The organism is Neptuniibacter marinus, from assembly GCF_965223595.1.
Taxonomy (GTDB): Bacteria; Pseudomonadota; Gammaproteobacteria; order Pseudomonadales; family Balneatricaceae; genus Neptuniibacter; species Neptuniibacter marinus.
In genome coordinates, this window is the sequence record NZ_OZ245004.1 from 1,195,096 (window position 1) to 1,215,453 (window position 20,358).

The 20,358-nt window shown below is 43.4% G+C and carries 22 protein-coding genes; 12 read left to right on the forward strand and 10 right to left on the reverse strand.

Annotation, left to right across the window (positions count from 1 at the left end; translation table 11 throughout):
• The first annotated feature begins 75 nt into the window (after positions 1–75).
• From leuA to ACOQOE_RS05520, 4 genes are all read left to right on the forward strand, one after another.
• The gene (gene leuA / locus ACOQOE_RS05505; protein WP_420555117.1) at positions 76–1,755 is read left to right on the forward strand and encodes a 2-isopropylmalate synthase; all 1,680 of its coding nucleotides are present in this window, start codon (positions 76–78) and stop codon (positions 1,753–1,755) included.
• 243 nt (positions 1,756–1,998) lie between these two features.
• Positions 1,999–2,268: a DUF1778 domain-containing protein gene (locus ACOQOE_RS05510; RefSeq protein WP_067983211.1), complete on the forward strand. Its 270-nt coding sequence runs from the start codon at positions 1,999–2,001 to the stop codon at positions 2,266–2,268.
• Positions 2,265–2,801 (forward strand): GNAT family N-acetyltransferase, encoded by a 537-nt coding sequence (locus tag ACOQOE_RS05515; RefSeq protein ID WP_339890534.1) that lies wholly within the window; start codon positions 2,265–2,267, stop codon positions 2,799–2,801. Before ACOQOE_RS05510 ends, ACOQOE_RS05515 begins: the two co-directional genes overlap by 4 nt.
• Positions 2,802–2,835: 34 nt before the next feature.
• Entirely contained in the window at positions 2,836–3,132 is a 297-nt protein-coding gene (locus ACOQOE_RS05520; RefSeq protein WP_067862060.1) for a hypothetical protein, read from the forward strand.
• Positions 3,133–3,198: 66 nt separating this feature from the next.
• Here ACOQOE_RS05520 and ACOQOE_RS05525 read toward each other — a convergent pair whose 3' ends face one another.
• From ACOQOE_RS05525 to ACOQOE_RS05535, 3 genes are all read right to left on the reverse strand, one after another.
• Complete coding sequence (locus tag ACOQOE_RS05525; protein ID WP_339890538.1) at positions 3,199–4,308, reverse strand: sterol desaturase family protein; 1,110 nt, start codon at positions 4,306–4,308, stop codon at positions 3,199–3,201.
• 154 nt (positions 4,309–4,462) lie between these two features.
• Positions 4,463–5,656, reverse strand: coding sequence for an acetylornithine transaminase (locus ACOQOE_RS05530; protein ID WP_339890539.1), 1,194 nt, complete (start codon positions 5,654–5,656; stop codon positions 4,463–4,465).
• Between the two features lie 323 nt (positions 5,657–5,979).
• The gene (locus ACOQOE_RS05535; RefSeq protein WP_067862053.1) at positions 5,980–6,468 is read right to left on the reverse strand and encodes an NYN domain-containing protein; all 489 of its coding nucleotides are present in this window, start codon (positions 6,466–6,468) and stop codon (positions 5,980–5,982) included.
• Positions 6,469–6,620: 152 nt separating this feature from the next.
• On the opposite strand from ACOQOE_RS05535, the gene ACOQOE_RS05540 reads away from it, so the two are divergent.
• Genes ACOQOE_RS05540 through ACOQOE_RS05550 form a run of 3 tightly spaced genes read left to right on the forward strand, consistent with a single transcriptional unit; the run spans position 6,621 to position 10,980 of the window.
• On the forward strand, positions 6,621–8,066 hold the full coding sequence (locus ACOQOE_RS05540) for a diguanylate cyclase domain-containing protein (protein ID WP_420555118.1): 1,446 nt from the start codon (positions 6,621–6,623) through the stop codon (positions 8,064–8,066).
• Positions 8,067–8,107: 41 nt separating this feature from the next.
• On the forward strand, positions 8,108–10,309 hold the full coding sequence (locus ACOQOE_RS05545) for a tRNA(Met) cytidine acetyltransferase TmcA (RefSeq protein WP_420555119.1): 2,202 nt from the start codon (positions 8,108–8,110) through the stop codon (positions 10,307–10,309).
• A gap of 35 nt (positions 10,310–10,344) precedes the next feature.
• Entirely contained in the window at positions 10,345–10,980 is a 636-nt protein-coding gene (locus tag ACOQOE_RS05550; protein WP_420555120.1) for a LysE family translocator, read from the forward strand.
• Positions 10,981–10,992: 12 nt separating this feature from the next.
• Here the strand turns inward: ACOQOE_RS05550 and ACOQOE_RS05555 are convergent, their stop codons facing one another.
• The 4 genes from ACOQOE_RS05555 to ACOQOE_RS05570 all read right to left on the reverse strand — a co-directional run bounded on the left by ACOQOE_RS05555 (position 10,993) and on the right by ACOQOE_RS05570 (position 14,135).
• Positions 10,993–11,499, reverse strand: a complete 507-nt coding sequence (locus ACOQOE_RS05555; RefSeq protein WP_420555121.1) for a retropepsin-like aspartic protease family protein — start codon at positions 11,497–11,499, stop codon at positions 10,993–10,995.
• A 31-nt stretch (positions 11,500–11,530) separates the two neighbouring features.
• A complete protein-coding gene (yeiP, locus tag ACOQOE_RS05560) occupies positions 11,531–12,097 on the reverse strand; it encodes an elongation factor P-like protein YeiP (protein WP_420555122.1) in 567 nt (188 codons plus the stop codon).
• Positions 12,098–12,234: 137 nt separating this feature from the next.
• The gene (locus ACOQOE_RS05565) at positions 12,235–12,981 is read right to left on the reverse strand and encodes a hypothetical protein (RefSeq protein WP_067862043.1); all 747 of its coding nucleotides are present in this window, start codon (positions 12,979–12,981) and stop codon (positions 12,235–12,237) included.
• Positions 12,978–14,135: a methyl-accepting chemotaxis protein gene (locus tag ACOQOE_RS05570; protein ID WP_420555123.1), complete on the reverse strand. Its 1,158-nt coding sequence runs from the start codon at positions 14,133–14,135 to the stop codon at positions 12,978–12,980. The genes ACOQOE_RS05565 and ACOQOE_RS05570 overlap by 4 nt, the downstream gene beginning before the upstream one ends.
• Before the next feature lie 341 nt (positions 14,136–14,476).
• Here ACOQOE_RS05570 and ACOQOE_RS05575 point away from each other — a divergent pair, with 341 nt between their 5' ends.
• Positions 14,477–14,926, forward strand: coding sequence for a YaiI/YqxD family protein (locus tag ACOQOE_RS05575; RefSeq protein WP_067862039.1), 450 nt, complete (start codon positions 14,477–14,479; stop codon positions 14,924–14,926).
• A gap of 112 nt (positions 14,927–15,038) precedes the next feature.
• Complete coding sequence (locus tag ACOQOE_RS05580; RefSeq protein ID WP_067862037.1) at positions 15,039–15,437, forward strand: phasin family protein; 399 nt, start codon at positions 15,039–15,041, stop codon at positions 15,435–15,437.
• 52 nt (positions 15,438–15,489) lie between these two features.
• Here ACOQOE_RS05580 and ACOQOE_RS05585 read toward each other — a convergent pair whose 3' ends face one another.
• Entirely contained in the window at positions 15,490–17,388 is a 1,899-nt protein-coding gene (locus ACOQOE_RS05585) for a hybrid-cluster NAD(P)-dependent oxidoreductase (protein ID WP_067862035.1), read from the reverse strand.
• 11 nt (positions 17,389–17,399) lie between these two features.
• Positions 17,400–17,648 carry a Rho-binding antiterminator gene (locus tag ACOQOE_RS05590; protein ID WP_067862033.1) on the reverse strand — a complete coding sequence of 83 codons (249 nt, stop codon included), beginning with the start codon at positions 17,646–17,648 and terminating at the stop codon, positions 17,400–17,402.
• A 95-nt stretch (positions 17,649–17,743) separates the two neighbouring features.
• Between ACOQOE_RS05590 and ACOQOE_RS05595 the strand changes: the two genes are divergently transcribed.
• From ACOQOE_RS05595 to ACOQOE_RS05605, 3 genes are all read left to right on the forward strand, one after another.
• Positions 17,744–17,983 carry a DUF3820 family protein gene (locus ACOQOE_RS05595; protein ID WP_075107875.1) on the forward strand — a complete coding sequence of 80 codons (240 nt, stop codon included), beginning with the start codon at positions 17,744–17,746 and terminating at the stop codon, positions 17,981–17,983.
• Positions 17,984–18,116: 133 nt separating this feature from the next.
• Positions 18,117–18,593 (forward strand): Cys-tRNA(Pro) deacylase, encoded by a 477-nt coding sequence (gene ybaK / locus ACOQOE_RS05600; protein ID WP_067862031.1) that lies wholly within the window; start codon positions 18,117–18,119, stop codon positions 18,591–18,593.
• Between the two features lie 192 nt (positions 18,594–18,785).
• Complete coding sequence (locus tag ACOQOE_RS05605) at positions 18,786–19,187, forward strand: hypothetical protein (protein ID WP_420555124.1); 402 nt, start codon at positions 18,786–18,788, stop codon at positions 19,185–19,187.
• 64 nt (positions 19,188–19,251) lie between these two features.
• Here ACOQOE_RS05605 and ACOQOE_RS05610 read toward each other — a convergent pair whose 3' ends face one another.
• A complete protein-coding gene (locus tag ACOQOE_RS05610; protein WP_067862027.1) occupies positions 19,252–20,307 on the reverse strand; it encodes a DUF3549 family protein in 1,056 nt (351 codons plus the stop codon).
• Positions 20,308–20,358 lie beyond the last annotated feature (51 nt).

A 20,358-nucleotide genomic window follows, 5' to 3' on the forward strand; every position in this document is an offset into this window, starting at 1 on the left:
TACCCGACAGCAGGTTTTACAGATTTTTTTCATCCATATAAAAAATTGTGTATTACTGAGCTATAGGTAAACCTTATGTTTGACCATAAAAAATATCGCCGTTTTGAAACTGTCCGTTTAACGGATCGTACTTGGCCGGATCAAGAGATCAATAAAGCACCTGACTGGTGTAGCGTAGATCTGCGTGACGGTAATCAAGCACTGGTAAATCCTATGTCAGTAACGCAGAAAACTCGCATGTTCACCTTGTTGGTGAAACTAGGTTTTAAAGAGATCGAAGTAGGTTTCCCTTCAGCCTCTCAGCCGGATTTTGATTTTGTCCGTAAGTTGATCGAAGAGAACCGCATCCCTGATGATGTAACCATACAGGTATTAACCCAAGCGCGAGAAAACTTGATTAAACGGACGTTTGAATCCCTAGAGGGTGTGAAACGCGCCAATGTGCATGTGTATAATTCCACCTCGGTCGTCCAGCGCGAACAAGTTTTTAATATGAGCCGTGACGAGATAAAAACTATAGCGACTCAAGGAGCGTGTTGGGTTCGCGACTATGCGGCTCAATACCCTGCAACTGAATGGGAGTTTCAATATTCACCTGAAAGCTTTACCGGAACCGAGATCGATTACGCTATAGAAGTTTGTGATGCGGTGATCGCTGAATGGACACCTGAAAACGGCCAAAAGATTGTCATCAACCTACCGGCAACGGTTGAGATGTCATCGCCTAATGTTTATGCCGATCAGATTGAGTATTTCTGTCGTCACCTTAAACAGCGGGATCAGGTTCGTATCAGTTTGCATACCCATAACGACCGTGGCTGCGGCGTTGCAGCGGCCGAGTTGGGTGTGATGGCGGGTGCAGATCGAGTTGAAGGTACCTTAATTGGTAACGGTGAACGTACCGGCAATATGGATATAGTGACCATGGGGATGAACTTGTACTCTCAAGGTGTCGATCCTGAGTTAGACTTTTCCAATATTCCCGAGATTATTGATGTGGTGGAATACTGTACTGAGCTACCGGTTGCTGCACGTCACCCTTGGGCGGGCGAATTGGTCTACACTGCATTTTCCGGCAGTCATCAAGACGCAATTAGAAAATCAGTTAACTACCATACTGAGCATCAACAAACCCATTGGAATGTAGCGTACCTACCGATCGATCCACGGGATATTGGTCGTGAATATGAAGCGGTTATTCGTATCAACAGCCAAAGCGGTAAAGGCGGTGTCGCCCTTGTTTTGGAACGGGATTTTGGTATTGAACTACCTAAATGGATGCATGCGCCTTTGAGTCAGCAGGTACAGCAGGCAGCTGAAACTCAAGGGGTGGAGCTATCTGCGGCGACCATTAAAACTATTTATGAGCAAAGCCTTGTCAGCGTACCTGCTCAATGGCAACTAAATGACTATGAGCTGCATACAGACTCAAACCAAGTGAGTGCACAGTTTAGCATTGGTGAGGCCCAATTCTCAGGTAAAGGAGCTGGCGCCCTAGAAGCATTGTGCGATGCCTTGGCCAAGCAGTACCAATGTGAGATTGAAGTCAGCCATTTTGATGAGCACTCAATCGGCGCCGGTACGGATGCCCAAGCTTTGGCTTCTATCTGTGTTGCTATCAATGGTGCGCTAGAGTACGCCGTTGCAACCAATGAAGACACCTCGGCTGCTGCACTGCAGGCGATGCTAACTGCCTTTAGCCGTCAAGCAGTTAAAGCCGAACAGAGCGCACAAGGCACCGAACAAGTCGCTTAAGGTAGTAAGCGTTGTAGTGATGTTAACTAAAATCGCTTGAGTAAAGGCTACGCACAATCCTAAAGCCCGCTTTTTAGTTAAAGCGGGTTTTTTATGCTGCCGAATAAGCAAAGGGTGAAGGTGCGTATCCTTAAAGGCTATTTCCTGTACTTATCCGGCAATGTTCCGTACAGATTGAGTTGCTTTAATAAGTATTCTATAATTTGGACATAGTACGGATACTTTCCGTACGCTGGAGGGCGCATGGCAACGGCACGTTTAGATATTCGTCTTGATGAAGAGATTAAGGTAAAAGCAGAAAAAGCCTCAGCATTACTTGGTTTGAAGAGTTTGACTGAGTATGTTGTTAGGGTAATGGATGAGGATGCAACTCACGTAATTGAAGCGCACGAAAGTATGGTTGTTAAAGACAATGTCTTTGACGAATTTATGGCGGCCTGTGACAAGGCTAACGCACCCAATCAGGCATTGCTTGATGCAGTACAGCTTGCAGATGAGAGCGGTATCAAGTGAGGTGGGGTAAAACCTTCGTCGAGCTGAGTAAATCAGAACATGATCGTAATCCGTTTGATTGCGGCGAAGAAAAGTTAAATAACTTCATAAAAACACAAGCCGTTAAGCACATGCAAGCGAGTATCAGTCGTACCATGGTGCTGCCTAGTGCTTTACCGCTGCCTAATCAGAAATACGCGATTTGTGCATTTTATACGGTCGCGCCTAGCTCGATTAGTCGTGAAACCTTGCCTGCTCAGATAGCAAAGAAACTCCCTCGATATCCAATTCTTGTATTTCTACTAGCGCAACTTGCCGTACACAAAGAGTTTCAGGGGGAAGGTTTAGGAAAGGTTAGCCTGATCCGTGCGCTAAAGTACCTATGGGATGTTAATCACCATATGAGGGCTTATGCTATTGTTGTCGATTGTCTGACCGAATCTGCGCAAGCCTTTTACGCAATGTTTGGCTTTAAAAGGCTATGTGAGCATAACGGACATATGCGTATGTACTTGCCGATGAAAACGGTAGAGCAGCTTTTTAATCGACCGTAATTTATAGCATTATATTGTTTAGAAGGATTTAAGTATGAGTACGCGAATTTTTTTTGACAAAATAAAAAATGATACGCAGCAGCTAATTTCAGATATTGAAAATGAATTAAACCTAGAGTCTGTATCAGAGCGGTATACACAGTTAAAAACTGAAGTTGGTAATTCGTTAAAGTTAAACGATGAAAGTAAAGATCAAACATATGCTGAATCTATTCTTGAGTTTTATAATCGATTAAAACCAAGTGCTGGTTCAAACGATCATAAAAAAATATTCAATGCATTAATTGATGGTTTTGATCTATTAGAGTGGACAGAGAAGCATAGTGAATAAGCATTCTTGATAGGTCATAACAACTAAACCGATGAGTGATCATCGGTTTAGTTGTTTTAGCGCAGGCTAACTTTTTACTTTAAGCGGGAACGCTTGCTGCTTTATCCAGCCTTCTGGTACATAGTCACCTACCACCCCATAGGCTTCAGGCCATTCCTTCTGCCCACGTACGGCGGTACCAAAAATATAATCAATAAAGGCAAAGTGTGCGGCATAGTTGCGATCAATGGCTGCTTTATCGGATGAGTGGTGCCAGTGGTGAAACTGAGGGGTGACGATAATATATTTCAGCCAGCCAAATTTTATCTGTGCGTTGGTGTGGTTTAGCACGGCTTGGAAGCCCACGATGATGATATAGGCATCGATAACGCTTTTATCAAAACCTAAGATAAAGATCGGGGCGAGTACGCCACAGCGGGTTAAGGTGAGTTCGGCAATATGCTGACGGGAACCTGCGAGCCAATCCATCGTTTTCGCACTGTGGTGAATCGCATGGAAACGCCAGAAAAAAGGCACTTCGTGGTAAACGCGGTGCAGTGCATATTGGACAAGATCGGCCACCAACAACACCAATAAGAGTTGGCTAAACCAACTAAAGTTCTGTACCCATTCTTGGGAGCCCCGTTCAACGGCCCAGCCAAATGCGTTGGAGACAAACTGATTGGCGGCCAGTAGAACAAAGCCAACAATCAGATGATTTACAAAAAAGTGATGTAGATCGGTTTGCCATTCTGGCCGGAGGATCGCTTGTTTTCGATGGGGGATGATCTTCTCTATAAAGACAAAAATCAGTGTCGAGCCTAGCAGATCTAGAATAAACCAATCTAGCCCTAAGTAAGCGCTACTTTGTTCAAAGTCAGAGACCTCGACACGATGCCCACCTAACGCGATAGCGATAGTAATCAGAGACCATGCCACTAAACCTGCCCGTTTATTAGTGTTACGGACAAAGTTAAGCAGACCTAAACTACCGGATATGATTAGGGCAATAAACATAATCAGACGGATGAGTTCAACATCGTAAGCTGCGCGTAGTTCGGGTGTGGTTAGGTATTCGGGGAAATGAAAGGCTAATACACCGAGTAAACTAAGTGCAGCTAAAGAGACGGCTATATAGCCACTAATTCGCCCTTCGCCGAAACGTAGCTGACCACCTTCTAGGTTTTTTAATAACATCCCATGTCCCTTATATCGTATTTTATAGGTTGAATAGCCTTTAACCAGATTGGCTCTCGATATTTAGCGATTATATAGTAGAGTGGGGCGCTCACCTAGAGTGCTGAATCGTTAACAAAATAAGGAGCGCTCAATAAGAGGTTTTACTGGTGATTTAGGCCGCTGAATTCAATAATCCGCTCAAACAATCAATGCACCTGTCAATTTCTGTTTGAGTAATATTGAGTGCAGGCATAAACCTAAGTGTATGCTCCCTTGGGGCATTGAGTAATACTCCCTGTTCCCGTGCTTGCGTAACTAAATCGGGTGCGCAGTGTTGTGGTGTTTCTAAGGCCAATAGCAGGCCTTTTCCTCTAATCTCACCTAAGTTAAATTTTTTGCTGAGAGCTGTGAGTTGTTGTTGAAAATACTGACTCATAAGCGCTACCTTAGGCATAAAGTCAGGTTCCAATACGGTTGAGAGTACAGCGTTGGCAACTGCGCACATGAGAGGATTGCCGTTAAATGTACCGCCCTGATCGCCATAATCAAAACAGCTTACCTGTTTAGTAGCGAGTAACGCGGAGATAGGTACACCGCCGCCAAGTCCTTTACCTAAGGTCATAATATCCGGCTGTATATCAAACTGCTGGTAAGCGAATAGGCTGCCTGTTCTGGCGATGCCGGTTTGTACTTCATCGATAATCAATAATAGATTATGTTGTTTACATAGGGCTGCAAGGCCTAACACAAATTCACTATCTGCGCTGATAACACCGGCTTCACCTTGAATTAGTTCTAGCATGATGGCGACGGTTTGCTTATCTATCGCCTGTTCGGTCGCCGCCAATTGGTTAAAAGGAACTTTAGTAAAGCCGCTCACTTTAGGTTCAAAAAGTGGCGCAAAGGCGTCTTTCCCTGTGGCGGACATAGTGGCTAAAGTTCTGCCATGAAAGCTCTGTGCGAAGGTGATGATTTTAAATGCACCTGATTTATGTTTTTGTCCCCATTTTCTAGCGAGCTTTATTGCGCCTTCATTCGCTTCTGCGCCGCTGTTGGCAAAAAAGACCTGATCGAATACTGAGTGAGCGCATAAAGTGGCCGCAAGGTTGATCATTGGTTTATTAAAAAAGGCGGGGCTAGGGTTAATTAACTGAGCTGATTGGTCTAACAGTGCTTTTTGAATCACATCAGGGCTATGGCCCAAGGTATTAACTGCCCAGCCTTGCATAAGATCTAAATAGGCTTTGCCTGATTGATCGTATAAATAATGGCCTTTGCCCTTAGTAAAGCAGATGTCAGGTCTTGGGGTGATGGGCATTAAATGTTCTTTCTGTATAGCGAGTGTTGGGTCTATAGGTGTAGACATGGTTTTTTCCTTAATGGTTAATCAAGTTTTTCATCCGCTTGTTAGCACGATGCAAATAGAATTGAGGTTCTTTAGGGCACAAAAAAACCGCGGGGGTTAGCCTGCGGTTTCTTAAAGGGTGATACGCTTTAGGTTATTTAGCGTCGTCGGTCAGCAACACCCAGTAAGGCACAGGCAATGGATACACGACGTCGTAGTGTATTGTTGGCTGGCTGAATAGAGCCTGTTGGGAGGTTGCTTTGAGTATTCATAGTTAACGGAGTATGTCAGCGGGGCCTTTATTGGGTCAACAAAAAATTTAGCCGCTTAGCGTTTTTTTTGTTTTAACAGATTAATAGTTGCGGCAATATTGGTTTATAAATGTCGGCGGCATTAATCAGTGATTTAGCCGTGAGTGCTTGTACGGCATACACTTCAGTTGTGACATGGTATTTTTCACGCACCTTTTTTAATAACAAGTCAAAGTCGCCATCTCCTGAGAGTAAAATGACGGTGTCTACGTCGGGTGAATGCTCCATCACATCAATGGTAATACCTACATCCCAATCGCCTTTGGCGGAGCCGTCTTTACGTTGGATAAAGGGTTTGAGTTTTACATCAAAGCCTATGTGACGGAGTGCATCTTGGAACTTACGCTGACCATCATTGTTACTTTCAATCGCATAGGCGAAGGCGTGAGTGATCTCACCCTCTTGGCTAATAATCTTCCAGAATTTACGAAAATTAAAAGGGCAACCAAACGCCTGACGGGTGGTGTAATAGATGTTTTGTACATCAACAAAGATGGCGATTTTTTTAGCTGATTTACTCACGGATAACCTGTAACGCTTAAATTAAGGGGTTCACTATATCAGACCCCGTCGCTATCTCACGGAAATGCTGGAAAAAACAGTTCGGGTGAACTATCGTAGCAATAATAACGAGGTTTACTGAACCTTACTGATTGATTCATCGGAGCTTTTTAATGTCTGTTTCAGACGAGACGCCTACCTCAAGTAAGCCCACATCTACCATGTCTGCTACTGGTAAAGCGAAAAAACGGATAGATGTCGCTGTTGCTTTCGCCCTTTGTGGTGCGTTGTTTTCCCTACTTATCTTCCTTTATATATTTAAACAGGAAAGGGATACAGTCATTCAGAGCTTTTATGTCCAGATTGCAGAAGATGTAGCACTTTTTGAGCAAAAACTTACCTACACCTATTATGGTATGGAATCTTTACAGACTTATTTTGATCTGGCGGCTGAAGAGAATAGTGTTGATTTAAGTGTTGCTGCGCGGCGTATAGTTAATTCTAGCCAAGGAATAGAGGCATTACTCTGGTTGCCTGAAGGGCAGCTGAGTCCCACTCTTTTTACTGTTTCAGAGAGTGATTTAGCTACAGGGCATGTAGAGCAGGTCTTAGTGGATATTTTTAAGAGTGATATGGCCGTAACTCAAGTTATCCAGTTAGCTGAAAAGCCTGTATTGGTCGTGTCTACAGGCCAAGATCAGCAGCGCATGCTGGGTCTTCTGGATGTGGAAAAAGTGATGCAAACAAGTCTTGAAAATAGTTTGCAGAATGAGCTGGTCGTTCATCTTTTTTCTTCGACGGCGGAGTCTGATAAGCCTATTTTCTCTATGGGACAAGGAATTGTTGCAGAAGACTCGATCATAGATAAAGTCATCACTTTACCGGATGGCACTGAGCTTACTTTGAGTTTTGCGGCTACAGAGTCTTATCTTGCTGCAAAAATGAACTATACCTCTGTGTTGTTTCTACTAACCGGCTTAGTGTTATCTTTACTCTTAGCCTCTTACCTTAAGCGACTTGGTTTGCAGCTAACAAGACTGAAAGATGAGCAGGAGATTCTATCAGAGCAGATGATAGACACATCATGGAATGATCCTCTTACTGGCTTAGTGAACCGTACCCACTTTGATGAAACTTTAGATATTGAATGTCGCAGAGCGGTACGTGAGTTCTCTCCTTTATCTATGATTTTATTGCGCATTGACGATTTTACTCGCTACCGTGATCATTATGGTGTTGATGCTGCGGATATTTTGGTTCAGCGTATCTCTGAGACCTTAAAGAGCTGTGTGAGTCGGCCGGGAGATATATTGGCCCGTGTCGATGACAGTCAGTTTGGATTTATTTTACCATCGACCAATGAGCTGGTTGTTCAGCTAGCTGAACGTTGCTCTCTAGCGGTAAGGACATTGGCGCTGCCAAATGAGTCAGAGGCTCAGGGCTTATGCGTCACGGTAAGTTTAGGTGTTGTGACACTGCAACCGACCCGCCTGTTAACGGCTGAGCGTTTATTTGATGCAACTAAGCAGCAGCTAGCGCTAGCCAGTGAAGCTGGAGGCGATCAATATAAAGCTTATATTGAGAATAGCTCTGAGCCCTCGCTCACTTATTCAGTCTAAATGCCTCTTTAGGCTCAGTGATCCTAACTTAAGAGAGATATATGGCTGTCATTGAATCCCTATTTACACGCTTGCAGAACGATGCAGAGCAGCATAATCATCGTCGTTTGCTGGTGGTTAGTGGTTCTAAAGCGTGGTGTGGGATTCAAGCTCAGCATCTTAATAACCTACCGGATTTACTTTGGATTGGTGAATCGCTCTCTTTACAAGGAAAAGCTTCTCAAACTTCTCCTTATATTAATGCTTCTGATCTTCATCTTCTTTTAGGGCAAACAGTCTCTTCTGTTGTGTTTAATGCTTGGGATGGCTTTAACCCGAATAGTTTTGGTCAAATAGCGGGTGCATTGGCGGGGGGCAGTTTGCTGGTGTTGGTCTGCCCTGATTTAGATGAGTGGCCTGAATATGATGACCCGGAACATAAAAGCATAGTGGCTTATCCGTATCAGAGTAGTGATGCGGGCCGCCGTTTTATCTCCCGGGTAGTTATGTTGTTAGAAGATGATGCTTATACGGTCATCTATCGTGAAAAAAACACCTTAGCGGGTGTAGAGATTGAACTACCCGAAGTGTTGATCTCTGATGAAATGCGTGGCGATGATGAGCCTATTCTGCCTAATAAAACAGTAGATCAACAACATGCCGTTGAACTGATTCTGAGTCAGTTTAGGCGTGGTCGTCGTCCCGCCGTATTGACTGCTGATCGAGGTCGAGGGAAGTCGGCTGCTTTAGGTATTGCGGCTGCTCAATTGTCGGGATTGGATTATAAACAGGTATTAATTACTGCACCAGATTATGCCGCTGTAGATGAAGTTTTTAGTAGGGCTCATCAGCTCCTACCGGATTACCAATACAGTAAAGGTTTAATGCAGAACGGGGATCATCAGATACGTTTTTTAGAACCTGAGTTAGCATTGAGGGAGTTGGGCGAAGGACAGGTTTTATTGGTTGATGAAGCGGCAGCGATCCCCGTGCCGATTTTGTCGAAATTACTACAGCGTTTTCCTCGTATTGCCTTCGCCTCGACGATTCATGGTTATGAAGGCACAGGGCAGGGATTTAGCGTTCGATTTAAGAAAGTACTCGATCGTGATGCCCCTAATTGGAAAAACCTTCACCTTCAGCAGCCCATACGTTGGTCAGCACAGGATCCGCTGGAATCATTGACGTTTCAGCTGTTGTTACTGAATGCGCAAGCGGTTGATAAACACGTTTTATTGGATGCCTATAGTGCTGAGCAGACGCGTAATATTCAACCTGTAATAGAAAAGATAGATCGTGATCTGCTGATTGAGGATTACGATACTTTAGGTCAGTTATTTGGGTTACTGGTACTGGCTCATTATCGTACATCACCAGGTGACCTACGTGTTTTGTTAGATAGCCCTAATTTACATATATGGCTACTTAAAATAGATAACAACGTTGCCGGGGCGGTATTAGTGGCAGAAGAGGGACCTCTACCCGTGGAATTAGTTGATGATATCTGGTCGGGAAAACGCAGGCCACGAGGTCATCTACTTCCACAAACCTTAGTCTGTCAGGAAGGCGCTAAAGCGGCTGCCCATTTGAGGGCGGGGCGCATTATGCGTGTTGCTATCCATCCAGTACTTCAGCGAGAGCAGTTGGGCAGTACCTTATTAAGTGCAGTCCAAAGATATGCTAAAGCTGAAGGGTGGGATTATTTAGGGGCTAGTTTTGCTGCCAGCACTGACCTTATGGGTTATTGGCAAAGTAATGGTTTTGAAACGGTTCGATTAGGAACAGCTAAAGACAGTGTGAGCGGTAGCCATGCAGCGGTGGTTATTGTGGCTCTTTCCGTCGAGGCCAAAGCATTACAGGAACACTTGCGGCAACGGTTTTTAGAGCAGATTAATTACCGTTTAAGCGATGATCTGATCGATTTGGATATACCGCTCGTTTGTCGGTTATTGCAGCATGGGGAAGGCCCGTTTGAATTAACCACTCATGATTGGTCCGATTTAGGTGCGTTTTGCTACCATAATCGAAGTTATGAAAGTTGCGCTTATATCTTGCATAAGCTGTTATTGCTTTTCCTGAAAAAGGTGTCAGAGAATAGGTTACAGATCTTCTTACAGAATAATGATTTTCGCTTGCTTATGGAGCGTAATATGCAGCAAAGAAGTTGGGCGTTGCTTGAAAAACGGGGACAAGGCCGGAAGCAGTTAATGCGTCAATTCCGTGAAGTGGTATTGCGCATCATGGCGGTTGTTAAAGAAAATTAAGACTTAGCCTGTTGTGCTGACAAGGAGTAACAGTAGTGATACCTATTGAATCCCTTATTATGTTTATTACGGCTTCAGCACTACTGGCGATTGTGCCGGGGCCAGATAATCTTTTTGTGTTAACTCAGTCAGCAATCCATGGGCGGGCTGCAGGGATTATGCTTTCTTTAGGGCTTTGTACCGGTTTGATTGTCCATACCTCAGCCGTTGCGCTAGGTGTTGCTGCTATTTTCCAAACATCGGTTGTAGCGTTTACTGTGTTGAAAGTAATAGGGGCTATCTATCTTGTTTATTTGGCGGTGTGTGCATTTCAAGCGTCTGCTGACAGTGTTGAATTAACGCGCCGAGGAGCTCTGTCACTAAGTGCCTTATACCGTCGCGGTATCCTTATGAATATCACTAACCCTAAGGTTTCTATCTTTTTTCTGGCTTTTCTTCCGCAATTTGTTGTGCCGGAAAAGGGGGCGTTTACCCAGCAAGTTTTTATGCTCGGTGGTGTTTTTATGTTGGTGGCGTTGGCTGTTTTGTGTGTTATCGCGATGTTAGCGGCGGGTTTGGGGTATTGGTTTAATCGCTCACCGGTCGCTCAGCTGTATCTGAGTCGCCTAGCTGGCGTGGTATTTATTGGGTTAGCGTTGAAATTGGCTACATCTAAAGCGATACCAAGCTAGTGAGTGCAGCTCTTAACGTCGCAAAGTTAGCGTATTGCCTTTTTGCGTAATTTCAAGATGTTTCATAAAACTCATACCTAGCAATACGGTCTCACCGTCCATATAAGGGTTTATATGGCCACGAATATCGTACAGTTTAATGCCTCCCAATTGCACGCTGTCGAGTGTGCTGTTATAGACCGAGATATTACCGTTTGCCGTGCTTACTTCAGAGCGAAAACCTCTAGTTAAGCCGATTTTTTCTGCAACGGCTTCAGGAATGCTTATCGTTGTTGCACCGGTATCAAGGAGGAAGGTAACCGCTGTGCCGTTAATTTTGCCAGGCGCTACATAATGGCCTGAACGGTTTCGCTGCAGTACTACTTCTGCGTTGCTGCTATCGCTGACTAAGCTTTGATTCGGGTTGTACTGCTGGGAGATGGTATCTTCAAAGAAAAGGTAGAGCAGGCCAAGCAGTAGCACCCAAGCGATCATCCACATGCCTTGGCCAATACGTTTGGGAGTATGTTGCTGTGTCATTTTGATACTCTACCTTTTGTCATTTAAGGGGTTATGCACGTTCCATAAATTTACCGGTTTCGGTATTTATTTTTACTTTTTCCCCTTCTTTAATATATTCAGGTACTTGAACTTCCAAGCCATTTGAAAGAATGGCTGGCTTTGTTCGGCCTGTTGCACTCGCCGCCTGCATCCCAGGAACGCACTCCGCTATAGTAAGTACGACACTGCTGGGCATTTGGATGGTAAGAACTTCACCGTCAATCATCAGTGCTTGGATATTTTCCATACCATCTTGTAGGTAGGGTAGCTGAGCTTCAATGGCGGCAGAGTTTAATAAATACTGATTGTAATCTTCACTGTCCATAAAGGTGAATGTGTCATCTTCACGGTAGAGGTAGGAGCAGCTACGGCGCTCCAGCTGAACCTCTTTTAATATATCACTGCCGATAAAGGTGTCTTCATACTTTCCGCCGCCGGGTAGCTGGCTAAAACGGACTTTGTATAAAGTGTTTGCTCCGCGTGAGCTTGGGCTGCGAACATCAATGCTGTGAACTGAGTAGTAGTTATTGTTGATCTCAAGGACCATCCCTTTCTTTAATTCTGAAGCCTTAGGCATAGCAGTATCCGTTAAACACTTATAATTAGCGTTGATTGTATTGGAGTGCAGTAGAGAGGAAAAGGGCAGTTGGTATAAAAAGGGCCTGCTCTGATCTGTTTAGAGGGGCCCTTTTATATATGGAGTAGATGGTATTGTTAGCTGAGCTGGTTAAGATGCTCTCGTGTAATGGCTAACTGTTCATCAATCGCTAGGGTTAGCTGGTCAAAATAGATGCGTGGTTCTATCTGTATTTTTTCTGGAGTAAGAATCTCATTATTAATTAGTGTCACTATCTGTCTTGTATTGCAGCGATCCAATTGGGTGCTTTCTAAGTTTTGTAGCTGATAGAGCAGTTGCACGCGAACATCTGCTGGACATTGGCCTAGAGAGGCTGCTTTGTTGCCTAGGGCTCTTAAGCGCCCGAGTGATTCAGCAAACTGTGGGCGTTTTAATACGTTATGCCAGAGATCCTGATTATCCTGGTTCGTCTCCTGCGCGGTCAGTGAGCAGGTATCTGCAATCACGGTTAGCTCATGGAGTAATTTTTCGATGAGCTGGCAATGGGGCATAAAACTGTTGTTGGGTGATGCACTGATTTTTTGCCAATTAATATGTTGGAGCCTTATACGGGTAGGGTTACCGCTATAATCGCTTTTTAATAGAGGAGACCAGAGAGAGTCTATTTCTTGGCTTAATCTATGCTGTTCTGACTGATTCTGTTGTAAGTTCGCGCACAGCCCACGATGACGTTGCATCTTTTGCATAAGCTCTAATATTTGGGAGAGCTGGTTGATGCCCCGTTGCCGTTTGGCTGCTCGTCGTTTGGACAGTTTGTTACGATGATGGAAATTGACGCTGAGCATAACAATTAAAAGAGCGCTGAAGATGCTGGCTTCGATCATTTTGTAGGCTCCTTTTGAACAGATTTTTCGGCTAATTTTTCAAGATACCCTGTTAATTCCGTCAAGGAACTCGCTTGTTCGCTATGTTGCTGGAGAAGCATACCTATATTGGTGAGCTCCTCGCTGAGTTCATTACTGGCTGAGGCATGTTCATCGATTGAATGGTTAACTTCGCTTATGAGTTCTAAGCTGGTGTTGCTGCCGTGTTCAATGTCCTGTAAAAGATCGAGCATATGAGTACATGTTTCAGAGCCCGTATTAAGCATAGCTTCACAGCTATCCATACTTGTTGTAACTTCACCGACTCTATTCAGCATGGAACTTACTAATTGGGTGATATCTCCTGTCGCTTTTTCGGTACTCCCCGCGAGCAGACGTACTTCATCTGCAACGACGGCGAATCCTCTTCCTGCTTCACCCGCACGTGCTGCTTCTATTGCTGCGTTTAAGGCTAGTAGGTTAGTTTGAGCTGCCACCTTCTCGATTGTACTGACAAATGCTTGTATAGCTTCAGCTTCGTTGGTTAGTTGGTTTATTTTTGTTACCGCTTCAGAAAATTGGGTACGAACATCGGTTATTGAGTGACTGAGCTGTTGGGCCTCTTTACTGCCTTTAATACATAAAGATTGAGAGCTCTGGGCGTTACTATGTGTTTTTTGTATGTGTTCTCTAATTATGTGTACCGTTTGGCTCATCTCTTCTGAGGCGCTTGCAACGGTTAATAACTGGTTTTGTTGTTCAGATGCTGCATCGGCTGTATGTGTCGCCAGATTTTCCAGTTCGTGAGTAGAAAACTTCATCTCACTACAAAGCTGATTTGATAGATCATTTAACTCCTCAAAACTACGTGAAACGCTATAAAGGTTTTGTGTTAAGTCTCTTAGAGGTTTATCGCTACTGGAATGTTGTTCACGAAATTGCAGGTCTTGATTCGCGAAAGCATGAATAACCGATGCAAGGTTGCTCCAGCGCTGCTGGCACATATATATAAAGCTGATTTGTAAGTAGCTCAGGGGGATTAAAGCCCACAAGGCTGATTTGATGTCGTATGCTTGGGAGATTACCACTAAAAGCCAGCAGCAAAGTAATAGAAGACCTGATGTTTTTAGTGATACTTTGCTTAGTAGTGAATAGCCAAAAGATAATAGCAACATGCCTTATTCCTCAAAAATTCAAGTCCCCTTAGTTCTGCAAGAGTTAAGCCATAAATAACCTTCTGTCTAGCGATGCTCATTTTTCGGGCGTTATCTTTAAGTTGAAGGAACTATAGTGGGGCAATCTAATCGTTTTTTGGAAGCCGAGCCGCACGCTTTAGGTGCTTTTCGGTTTTTTGTGGTGCGTTATTGATGAGTTAATTCAAGCGGAGATGACTGTTAAGTCAGCTTAGTTATTAGGATTCTGATCCAAATTTATTAGTATATTTCTTATCGGGTAATCTCGATTGAAGTATTATTGTCATGATGGGGCTTTATTCTATTTTTGACAGAGGATATCTATGCATATTTGGGTTGATGCCGATGCTTGTCCAAAAGTAATCAAAGAGATTCTTTTTCGCGCGGCTGAACGAAAAAACGTATCAATGACTTTAGTAGCTAATCAGTATATGGCTACACCTCCATCGCCGTTGATCAATGCGGTTCAAGTACCGCAGGGATTTGATGTAGCGGATAACCACATTGTGGCTAAGATGGAAGAGGGGGATTTGGTCGTTACGCAAGATATTCCTTTGGCATCTGAAGTGATTGATAAAAAGGGTGTTGCTATTAATCCCCGTGGAGAGCTTTACACTCCTGAAAATATCAAACAGCGGTTATCGATGAGAGATTTTATGGAAACTCTGCGTAACTCTGGTGTTGATACGGGTGGTCCTAACACTTTTAATCAATCTGATCGTCAGGCATTTGCTAACCAGTTAGATCGTTTTTTGGCTAAAAGTTGCCGATAGGAACTTTTTTGTGCATCGCACAAAAAAACACTTGACTAAAAATCGTGCAAGTCGTATCTTAGCTGTAATGGATTGCTGCACTGCAGCATGAATAACATTTGGAGATATAAATATGAACGCTGCTAACCCTTTTGCTGATTTTTTCAAACCTGAACTTACTAAAGAGATGGCTGATCTTTTCAAACCAATGCAGAGCTTAGTTGAAGTAAACACTAAGACTGTTGAAACTTTGGTTTCACTTCAGAAAGCATACGTTGAAGAACTAGCTAATGCTTCTGTTGAACAGTTCAAAACTTTGTGCGAATGCAAAGATCCTAAAGCTGCTCTAGACCTACAGGTTAAATTCTACAAGTCTGTAGAAGCTAAAATGACAGAAACTGCTGAAAAAGGCGTTGCTGCAATGACTGAAGCTAAAGATGCTTACGTTGCAACTGTTGAAGAGTCGGGTAAAAAAGTAACTGAGCTAGCTGAAGAAGCTGCTAAAAAAGTTACTGAATTGAAAGTTGCTTAATTTAAGCTAAGAATTCTAGAAAGCCCAGCTAAGTAGCTGGGCTTTTTTTTAATTAAAATTCGATAGTGCAGTCTGATTTAGGGATACTGCTACAAGCGAGAATAATATTGTTTTGTTTGTCCTTTTCACTTAATGGGGATTCTGAGCTTTGCTCTACGTCACCTTGAATAAGCATCACTTTACATGCGCCGCATACGCCGGCGTGGCAACCTGAAGGCAGGTAGATACCAGCTTCCTCAGCTTGTTCTAGTAGGGTGGTTTGGTTATCGCCAGAGAAACTACGGTCATTGATGGTTATTTCCACTTCTTCGAGCGTGAATGTATTTTCAGTATAAGGCGGCTGCCCAAAGCTTTCTTCATACCAATTTGCTTCTTTATGACCTAGTTGCTGACATAGCGCTTTTGCTTTTGTCATAAAGCCTTCTGGACCGCAACAGAGAATCGTGCGCTGTTCTATATTAGGGACAAGTAGTTTTATCTGCTCCTGACTGATCCCCCCTTTTATTCCACTCCATTTTTCGTCTGGCTGACTTAGGCTGAAAAGCAGTTTCAAACGTGGATTTTGCTGTGCTAACCAGAGTAATTCATCTTTGCAGATTAGATCTGCTTCTGTGCGGGCTTGATGATAAAAGAGAATCTCCTGCTTAGAATGCTTATCTGTGAGTGAACGGGCAATGGATAGCATCGGAGTAATCCCGCTACCCGCCGACAGTAAAACAACAGGTAGTTCATGGGATATAACTCTTTCATTAAACTCTCCTACTGGAGCTAGTGCCGTGATTTTATCACCAACGGTAAGGTGGTCATGTAGCCAGTTAGAGATGTGGCCGCCCTTTACCCGTTTAACGGTGATAGCTATATCACTTGGTCTCGAAGGGGAAGAGGACAGGGTATAACAACGGGAAACGGGTTGACCGCCTACTGTTAACTTCAGCGTTATAAACTGCCCCGCTATGTATTCTGTTTGGTAACCTGCGGGTAGTTGAAAGCGAAAGGTTGTGACATCAGGAGTTTCATCTACTTTTGCAACACAGGTTAAGTTAAGTACTTGGTCTGACTTCCAAGTAGTTAAGTTACTAGCTCCTTGCGTAGTTAAGGTCATATCTTTATTAATAATAGGGGCATTATTGGGATACTGTTCAGCTGTTTTCGTCTCGAGTATTTCAACTTTGTCGTTCTGTCTTATCTGACCTTCATTTAAGGGGATAAGGTTTTGCCCAAAATAGACTTCGTTATCATCGCCCCTGCGATAGTTCGCAAGAGTTTTAATAGGTTCGCCCTTGTCTATAGGGTTGAGAGAGGTTAACTCATAAGTGGTCATGACACAGCGAGAGCAAGGTTTAACGATCTCAAACTCTACCTCTCCTATACGGATACGTTTCCAGCTATCCTCGGCGAAAGGCTCACAATTACTAATCACTAAATTGGCGCGAAACTGTTCCATTATGGAAGGTGCGGTACTGCGGCTATTTAGGTCAGCCAACGACGCTTCGGAAATTAGCAATAAAGGATAACCATCGGCGAAAGCGAGAGGCTTTTCTGGCTGAATAGAGGTGTAACGTTCTGATTGTTCGCCAAAATAAAGGAGCTGGCACTCTCGTCCTAGTTTTTTTGTAAACCACTCGTCAAATTGCAAACCGCAGTGTTGTGCATTGATTTCAGTTCCCCACACAGTGACCTGACGATAATTTTGAAATAATTCAGGGTAGTGGAGGGTAATACGATCCCCATCAGGTGCGATGGCGACGATACCATCTTCTTTAAGCAGTGCTTGAAAGTGCAGAAGTGCGGGGATTTGGCGAGCGGATAACAGCTCCCCCGTTGGGGTACTCAGCATAAAACGGCGATCAAAGGCTATACCTGACTCGCAGACAAAAGCAGAGGAGAGGGAGGTTTTAGCCATCGATTTGATAGGAAATATATTAATGGTACTTAATTGAATTTCTGACACTGATAGAGTCCTTACGCTGGATCAACTGGCTTATTGATAATATGGTCTAGCCTGATTTTTAAAGGTTTATGGTCTTCTGTTTCGGCAATAAGGTACTCGGCCCCTTGTTCGCACTTTAGGTCTAAAAAACGTAATTTTTGATTAAATGTCTGATGCTTTGTATGCCAAGTAAGCTTGCGTACTTCTTGGCGGATACACGCGAGTTCAAATTCATCATGCATAGCACAATTAATTGGTTGGTATTCTATGGTGTCAGACATTATTCTAACCTGAGGTGATTTAAGCGTTTGTACACAAGAATAATGCCTCTGTTCGGTGTTGAACAGGGGCATTATAAATAGGATAAGAGACAGTTTTGGATTTAGAAAAAAAACACTTACTCAAGTTAGCTAATATGAAGATGCCTTTCGGTAAATATCAAGGTCGGGTATTACTCGATCTTCCAGAAGAATATTTGTTATGGTTTGCGCAGAAAGGCTTTCCTCAAGGAGAGTTAGGGTCGCTGATGGAATTGATGTTGGATATCCGTATCAATGGCTTGGAGTCAGTACTCCAGCCTTTAAGGCAAACATCTAGGGCGCCTCATCTTAGATGATAAAGGCGCTTAGCTTTATTAATATCATTAATCTTGTAGATATTCTTATTGAAGACGTAGTTTTGTTAAAATTTCCCTTTAGATAGGATTTGGTTTTTTCCTATCAGATTATAATCCGTTGTTAGGTTTTTTTATGACGCCTGCTATCAAAGTAGCTATCAAAGCTAAAGTTAATCATCGAGTCCATGAGTATAAGCATGATCCGAAGGCTGAATCTTATGGTACTGAAGCGGCCGAAGCGATCGGTATTGATCCTGCTCGAGTCTTTAAAACGTTGTTAGTAGAATTAAATGGGGATAACAAAAAGTTAGCGGTAGGGGTTGTGCCTGTATCTGGACAGTTAGATCTTAAGGCGATAGCAAGTGCCTTAAAGGTTAAGAAAGTAGCTATGGCACAGCCGCAAGATGCAGAGCGTGCAACCGGTTATGTTGTAGGTGGGATAAGTCCTTTAGGACAGAAAAAACGTTTGCCTCTAGTGCTAGATAGCTCCGCAGATCAGTATGAGACTATTTATATGAGTGCAGGTAAACGAGGGTTAGAGATAGAAATGTCGGCTGCGGACCTTTTAAGATTGACTCAGGGGGTATCGGCGGCAATTGGCAGAGGTTAGCGAAGGTTAATGACAGGATCTCATTAGCCTATCTTATGCTAACGTCAGATTAGTAAACTTTTTTGGAGCATTCTACTTATCGCACAGATTAAGTGCCCTAATATAATCGATCTTGAAGCCTCAGGTTTTGGCGTTGATAGCTACCCCATTGAAGTAGGCTTTGTGCTTTCTGATGGGGAACGATATTGTAGTTTGATTCACCCAAAAGATGATTGGTTGCATTGGAGCGAAGAGGCAGAAGAACATCATAAAATACAGCGTACTGATCTAATTCAATCAGGTACATCTGTGGAACAGGTTGCTAGTGAGCTTAATCATAAACTTTATAATCAAACGGTCTACAGCGATGGTTGGGTGGTTGATCAAACTTGGTTAATCAAGTTGTTTTATCGTGCAGGTATGCCGATGCAGTTTCGAGTCAGTGCCTTAGATATGATCCTATCTGAATCCCAAATGGATATCTGGCATCAGGTTAAACAAGAGGTTGAAATGGAGCTGAATATTGCCCGCCACCGCGCAAGTAATGATGCTTTAATTATTCAGCGAACATTTATAAGAACTTGGGAAATTAGCCAAGCTTTACAGCATACGTGAGGATAACTAACCGCTCAAGTATAAGAGCGATTAGTTATCTTTAGTTGGCTGTTTAAGTCAACGATTAACTGAAATTAGTTCCAAACATTTCGCCTATGGCGTTCGTTAATTCAGGGCTTCTATCTTCATTACGGAACTGCATTAGAATGAGTGCTCGTAGTGCCGGCATAAACATCAGATCTGAGAGAATCCTTGAAAAACCGTTTTGGCCGCCTTTCCCTATAGCTAATTTTTCCAGAAAAATCGCTAGAATAGCTGGATCTTGTAAACATTCATGACAACGGGTTGCTACGGCAATAATCACTTCCGGCTCAAGAGCGTATTTACTCGTGACTATCTGTTTAATTAACTCCATCTTACGGGCACTGTTGGGGCCATTAGATAATCCACGTGTAAGTGCCGCAATATGATTAGCATTAGCCGTACCTTTTACCAGTGTTTGTTCAGCGCGTAGGCAAAGGGCTTCATAAAGTTTGTGGTCTGGCTCAATGCTTTCTAGGCAAGTGCAGAGCACCTCAAACGGAACGTCCGGCAAGAGGGGAATAGATTTCGTCAGAATTTTGCTGTTATGACCGTTTTGATGACGAACGACTAAATCTGCAATACCTTGAAAGCCTAGAGATTGCCAATCATCAAATCCAATCTGTCCTGAAAAATACTGTTGAGCATGTTCAAAATATTGTGAGGCGGGCTCACTTGAGGTCAACGTCGAGTAAGCGTGAAATATCGCCATTTTCTCTTGATCGGGCTTAAACGAGAAGGGGTTATCTTTAAGCGCGTCCTCTGGTACTTCACCGCTTTTTTCATGCTGCATTACCCCGCCTGCATTTTTGAGCAATCTTGAGAGCAGATCATCGCGCACTGCTTGAATTAGAAAACCTTGCTCATCTAAGGGGAGTTTTAGAAACCATGCAGCACCTTGCTGTTTATCTTTAGGATTCCATACCATCAACGCAACCCAAGCATGTTGTAGGTAAGGGTAGGGATAAGGTGTTTGCTGGTTTTCAATCTTCTCAAATTGTTCAATGGAAAATTTCTGCACCCGACGGCCCATATCAAAGAATCGGAATTGACCGCCACTTTGGCGAAGTAACTCTGTAAGCGAGGAAATTTCAGACATGATCAGCACCTAAATAAACAGGAGCGCAATTTTAGCAGCTTTAGGATAATG

What these genes read in the sequence shown, in the direction of transcription:
- leuA (WP_420555117.1), top strand. Translation starts at nt 76, where the DNA reads ATGTTTGACCATAAAAAATATCGCCGTTTTGAAACTGTCCGTTTAACG.
- ACOQOE_RS05510 (WP_067983211.1), top strand. Translation starts at nt 1,999, where the DNA reads ATGGCAACGGCACGTTTAGATATTCGTCTTGATGAAGAGATTAAGGTA.
- ACOQOE_RS05520 (WP_067862060.1), top strand. Translation starts at nt 2,836, where the DNA reads ATGAGTACGCGAATTTTTTTTGACAAAATAAAAAATGATACGCAGCAG.
- ACOQOE_RS05525 (WP_339890538.1), bottom strand. Translation starts at nt 4,308, where the DNA reads ATGTTATTAAAAAACCTAGAAGGTGGTCAGCTACGTTTCGGCGAAGGG.
- ACOQOE_RS05530 (WP_339890539.1), bottom strand. Translation starts at nt 5,656, where the DNA reads ATGTCTACACCTATAGACCCAACACTCGCTATACAGAAAGAACATTTA.
- ACOQOE_RS05540 (WP_420555118.1), top strand. Translation starts at nt 6,621, where the DNA reads ATGTCTGTTTCAGACGAGACGCCTACCTCAAGTAAGCCCACATCTACC.
- ACOQOE_RS05545 (WP_420555119.1), top strand. Translation starts at nt 8,108, where the DNA reads ATGGCTGTCATTGAATCCCTATTTACACGCTTGCAGAACGATGCAGAG.
- ACOQOE_RS05555 (WP_420555121.1), bottom strand. Translation starts at nt 11,499, where the DNA reads ATGACACAGCAACATACTCCCAAACGTATTGGCCAAGGCATGTGGATG.
- yeiP (WP_420555122.1), bottom strand. Translation starts at nt 12,097, where the DNA reads ATGCCTAAGGCTTCAGAATTAAAGAAAGGGATGGTCCTTGAGATCAAC.
- ACOQOE_RS05565 (WP_067862043.1), bottom strand. Translation starts at nt 12,981, where the DNA reads ATGATCGAAGCCAGCATCTTCAGCGCTCTTTTAATTGTTATGCTCAGC.
- ACOQOE_RS05570 (WP_420555123.1), bottom strand. Translation starts at nt 14,135, where the DNA reads ATGTTGCTATTATCTTTTGGCTATTCACTACTAAGCAAAGTATCACTA.
- ACOQOE_RS05575 (WP_067862039.1), top strand. Translation starts at nt 14,477, where the DNA reads ATGCATATTTGGGTTGATGCCGATGCTTGTCCAAAAGTAATCAAAGAG.
- ACOQOE_RS05580 (WP_067862037.1), top strand. Translation starts at nt 15,039, where the DNA reads ATGAACGCTGCTAACCCTTTTGCTGATTTTTTCAAACCTGAACTTACT.
- ACOQOE_RS05590 (WP_067862033.1), bottom strand. Translation starts at nt 17,648, where the DNA reads ATGTCTGACACCATAGAATACCAACCAATTAATTGTGCTATGCATGAT.
- ybaK (WP_067862031.1), top strand. Translation starts at nt 18,117, where the DNA reads ATGACGCCTGCTATCAAAGTAGCTATCAAAGCTAAAGTTAATCATCGA.
- ACOQOE_RS05610 (WP_067862027.1), bottom strand. Translation starts at nt 20,307, where the DNA reads ATGTCTGAAATTTCCTCGCTTACAGAGTTACTTCGCCAAAGTGGCGGT.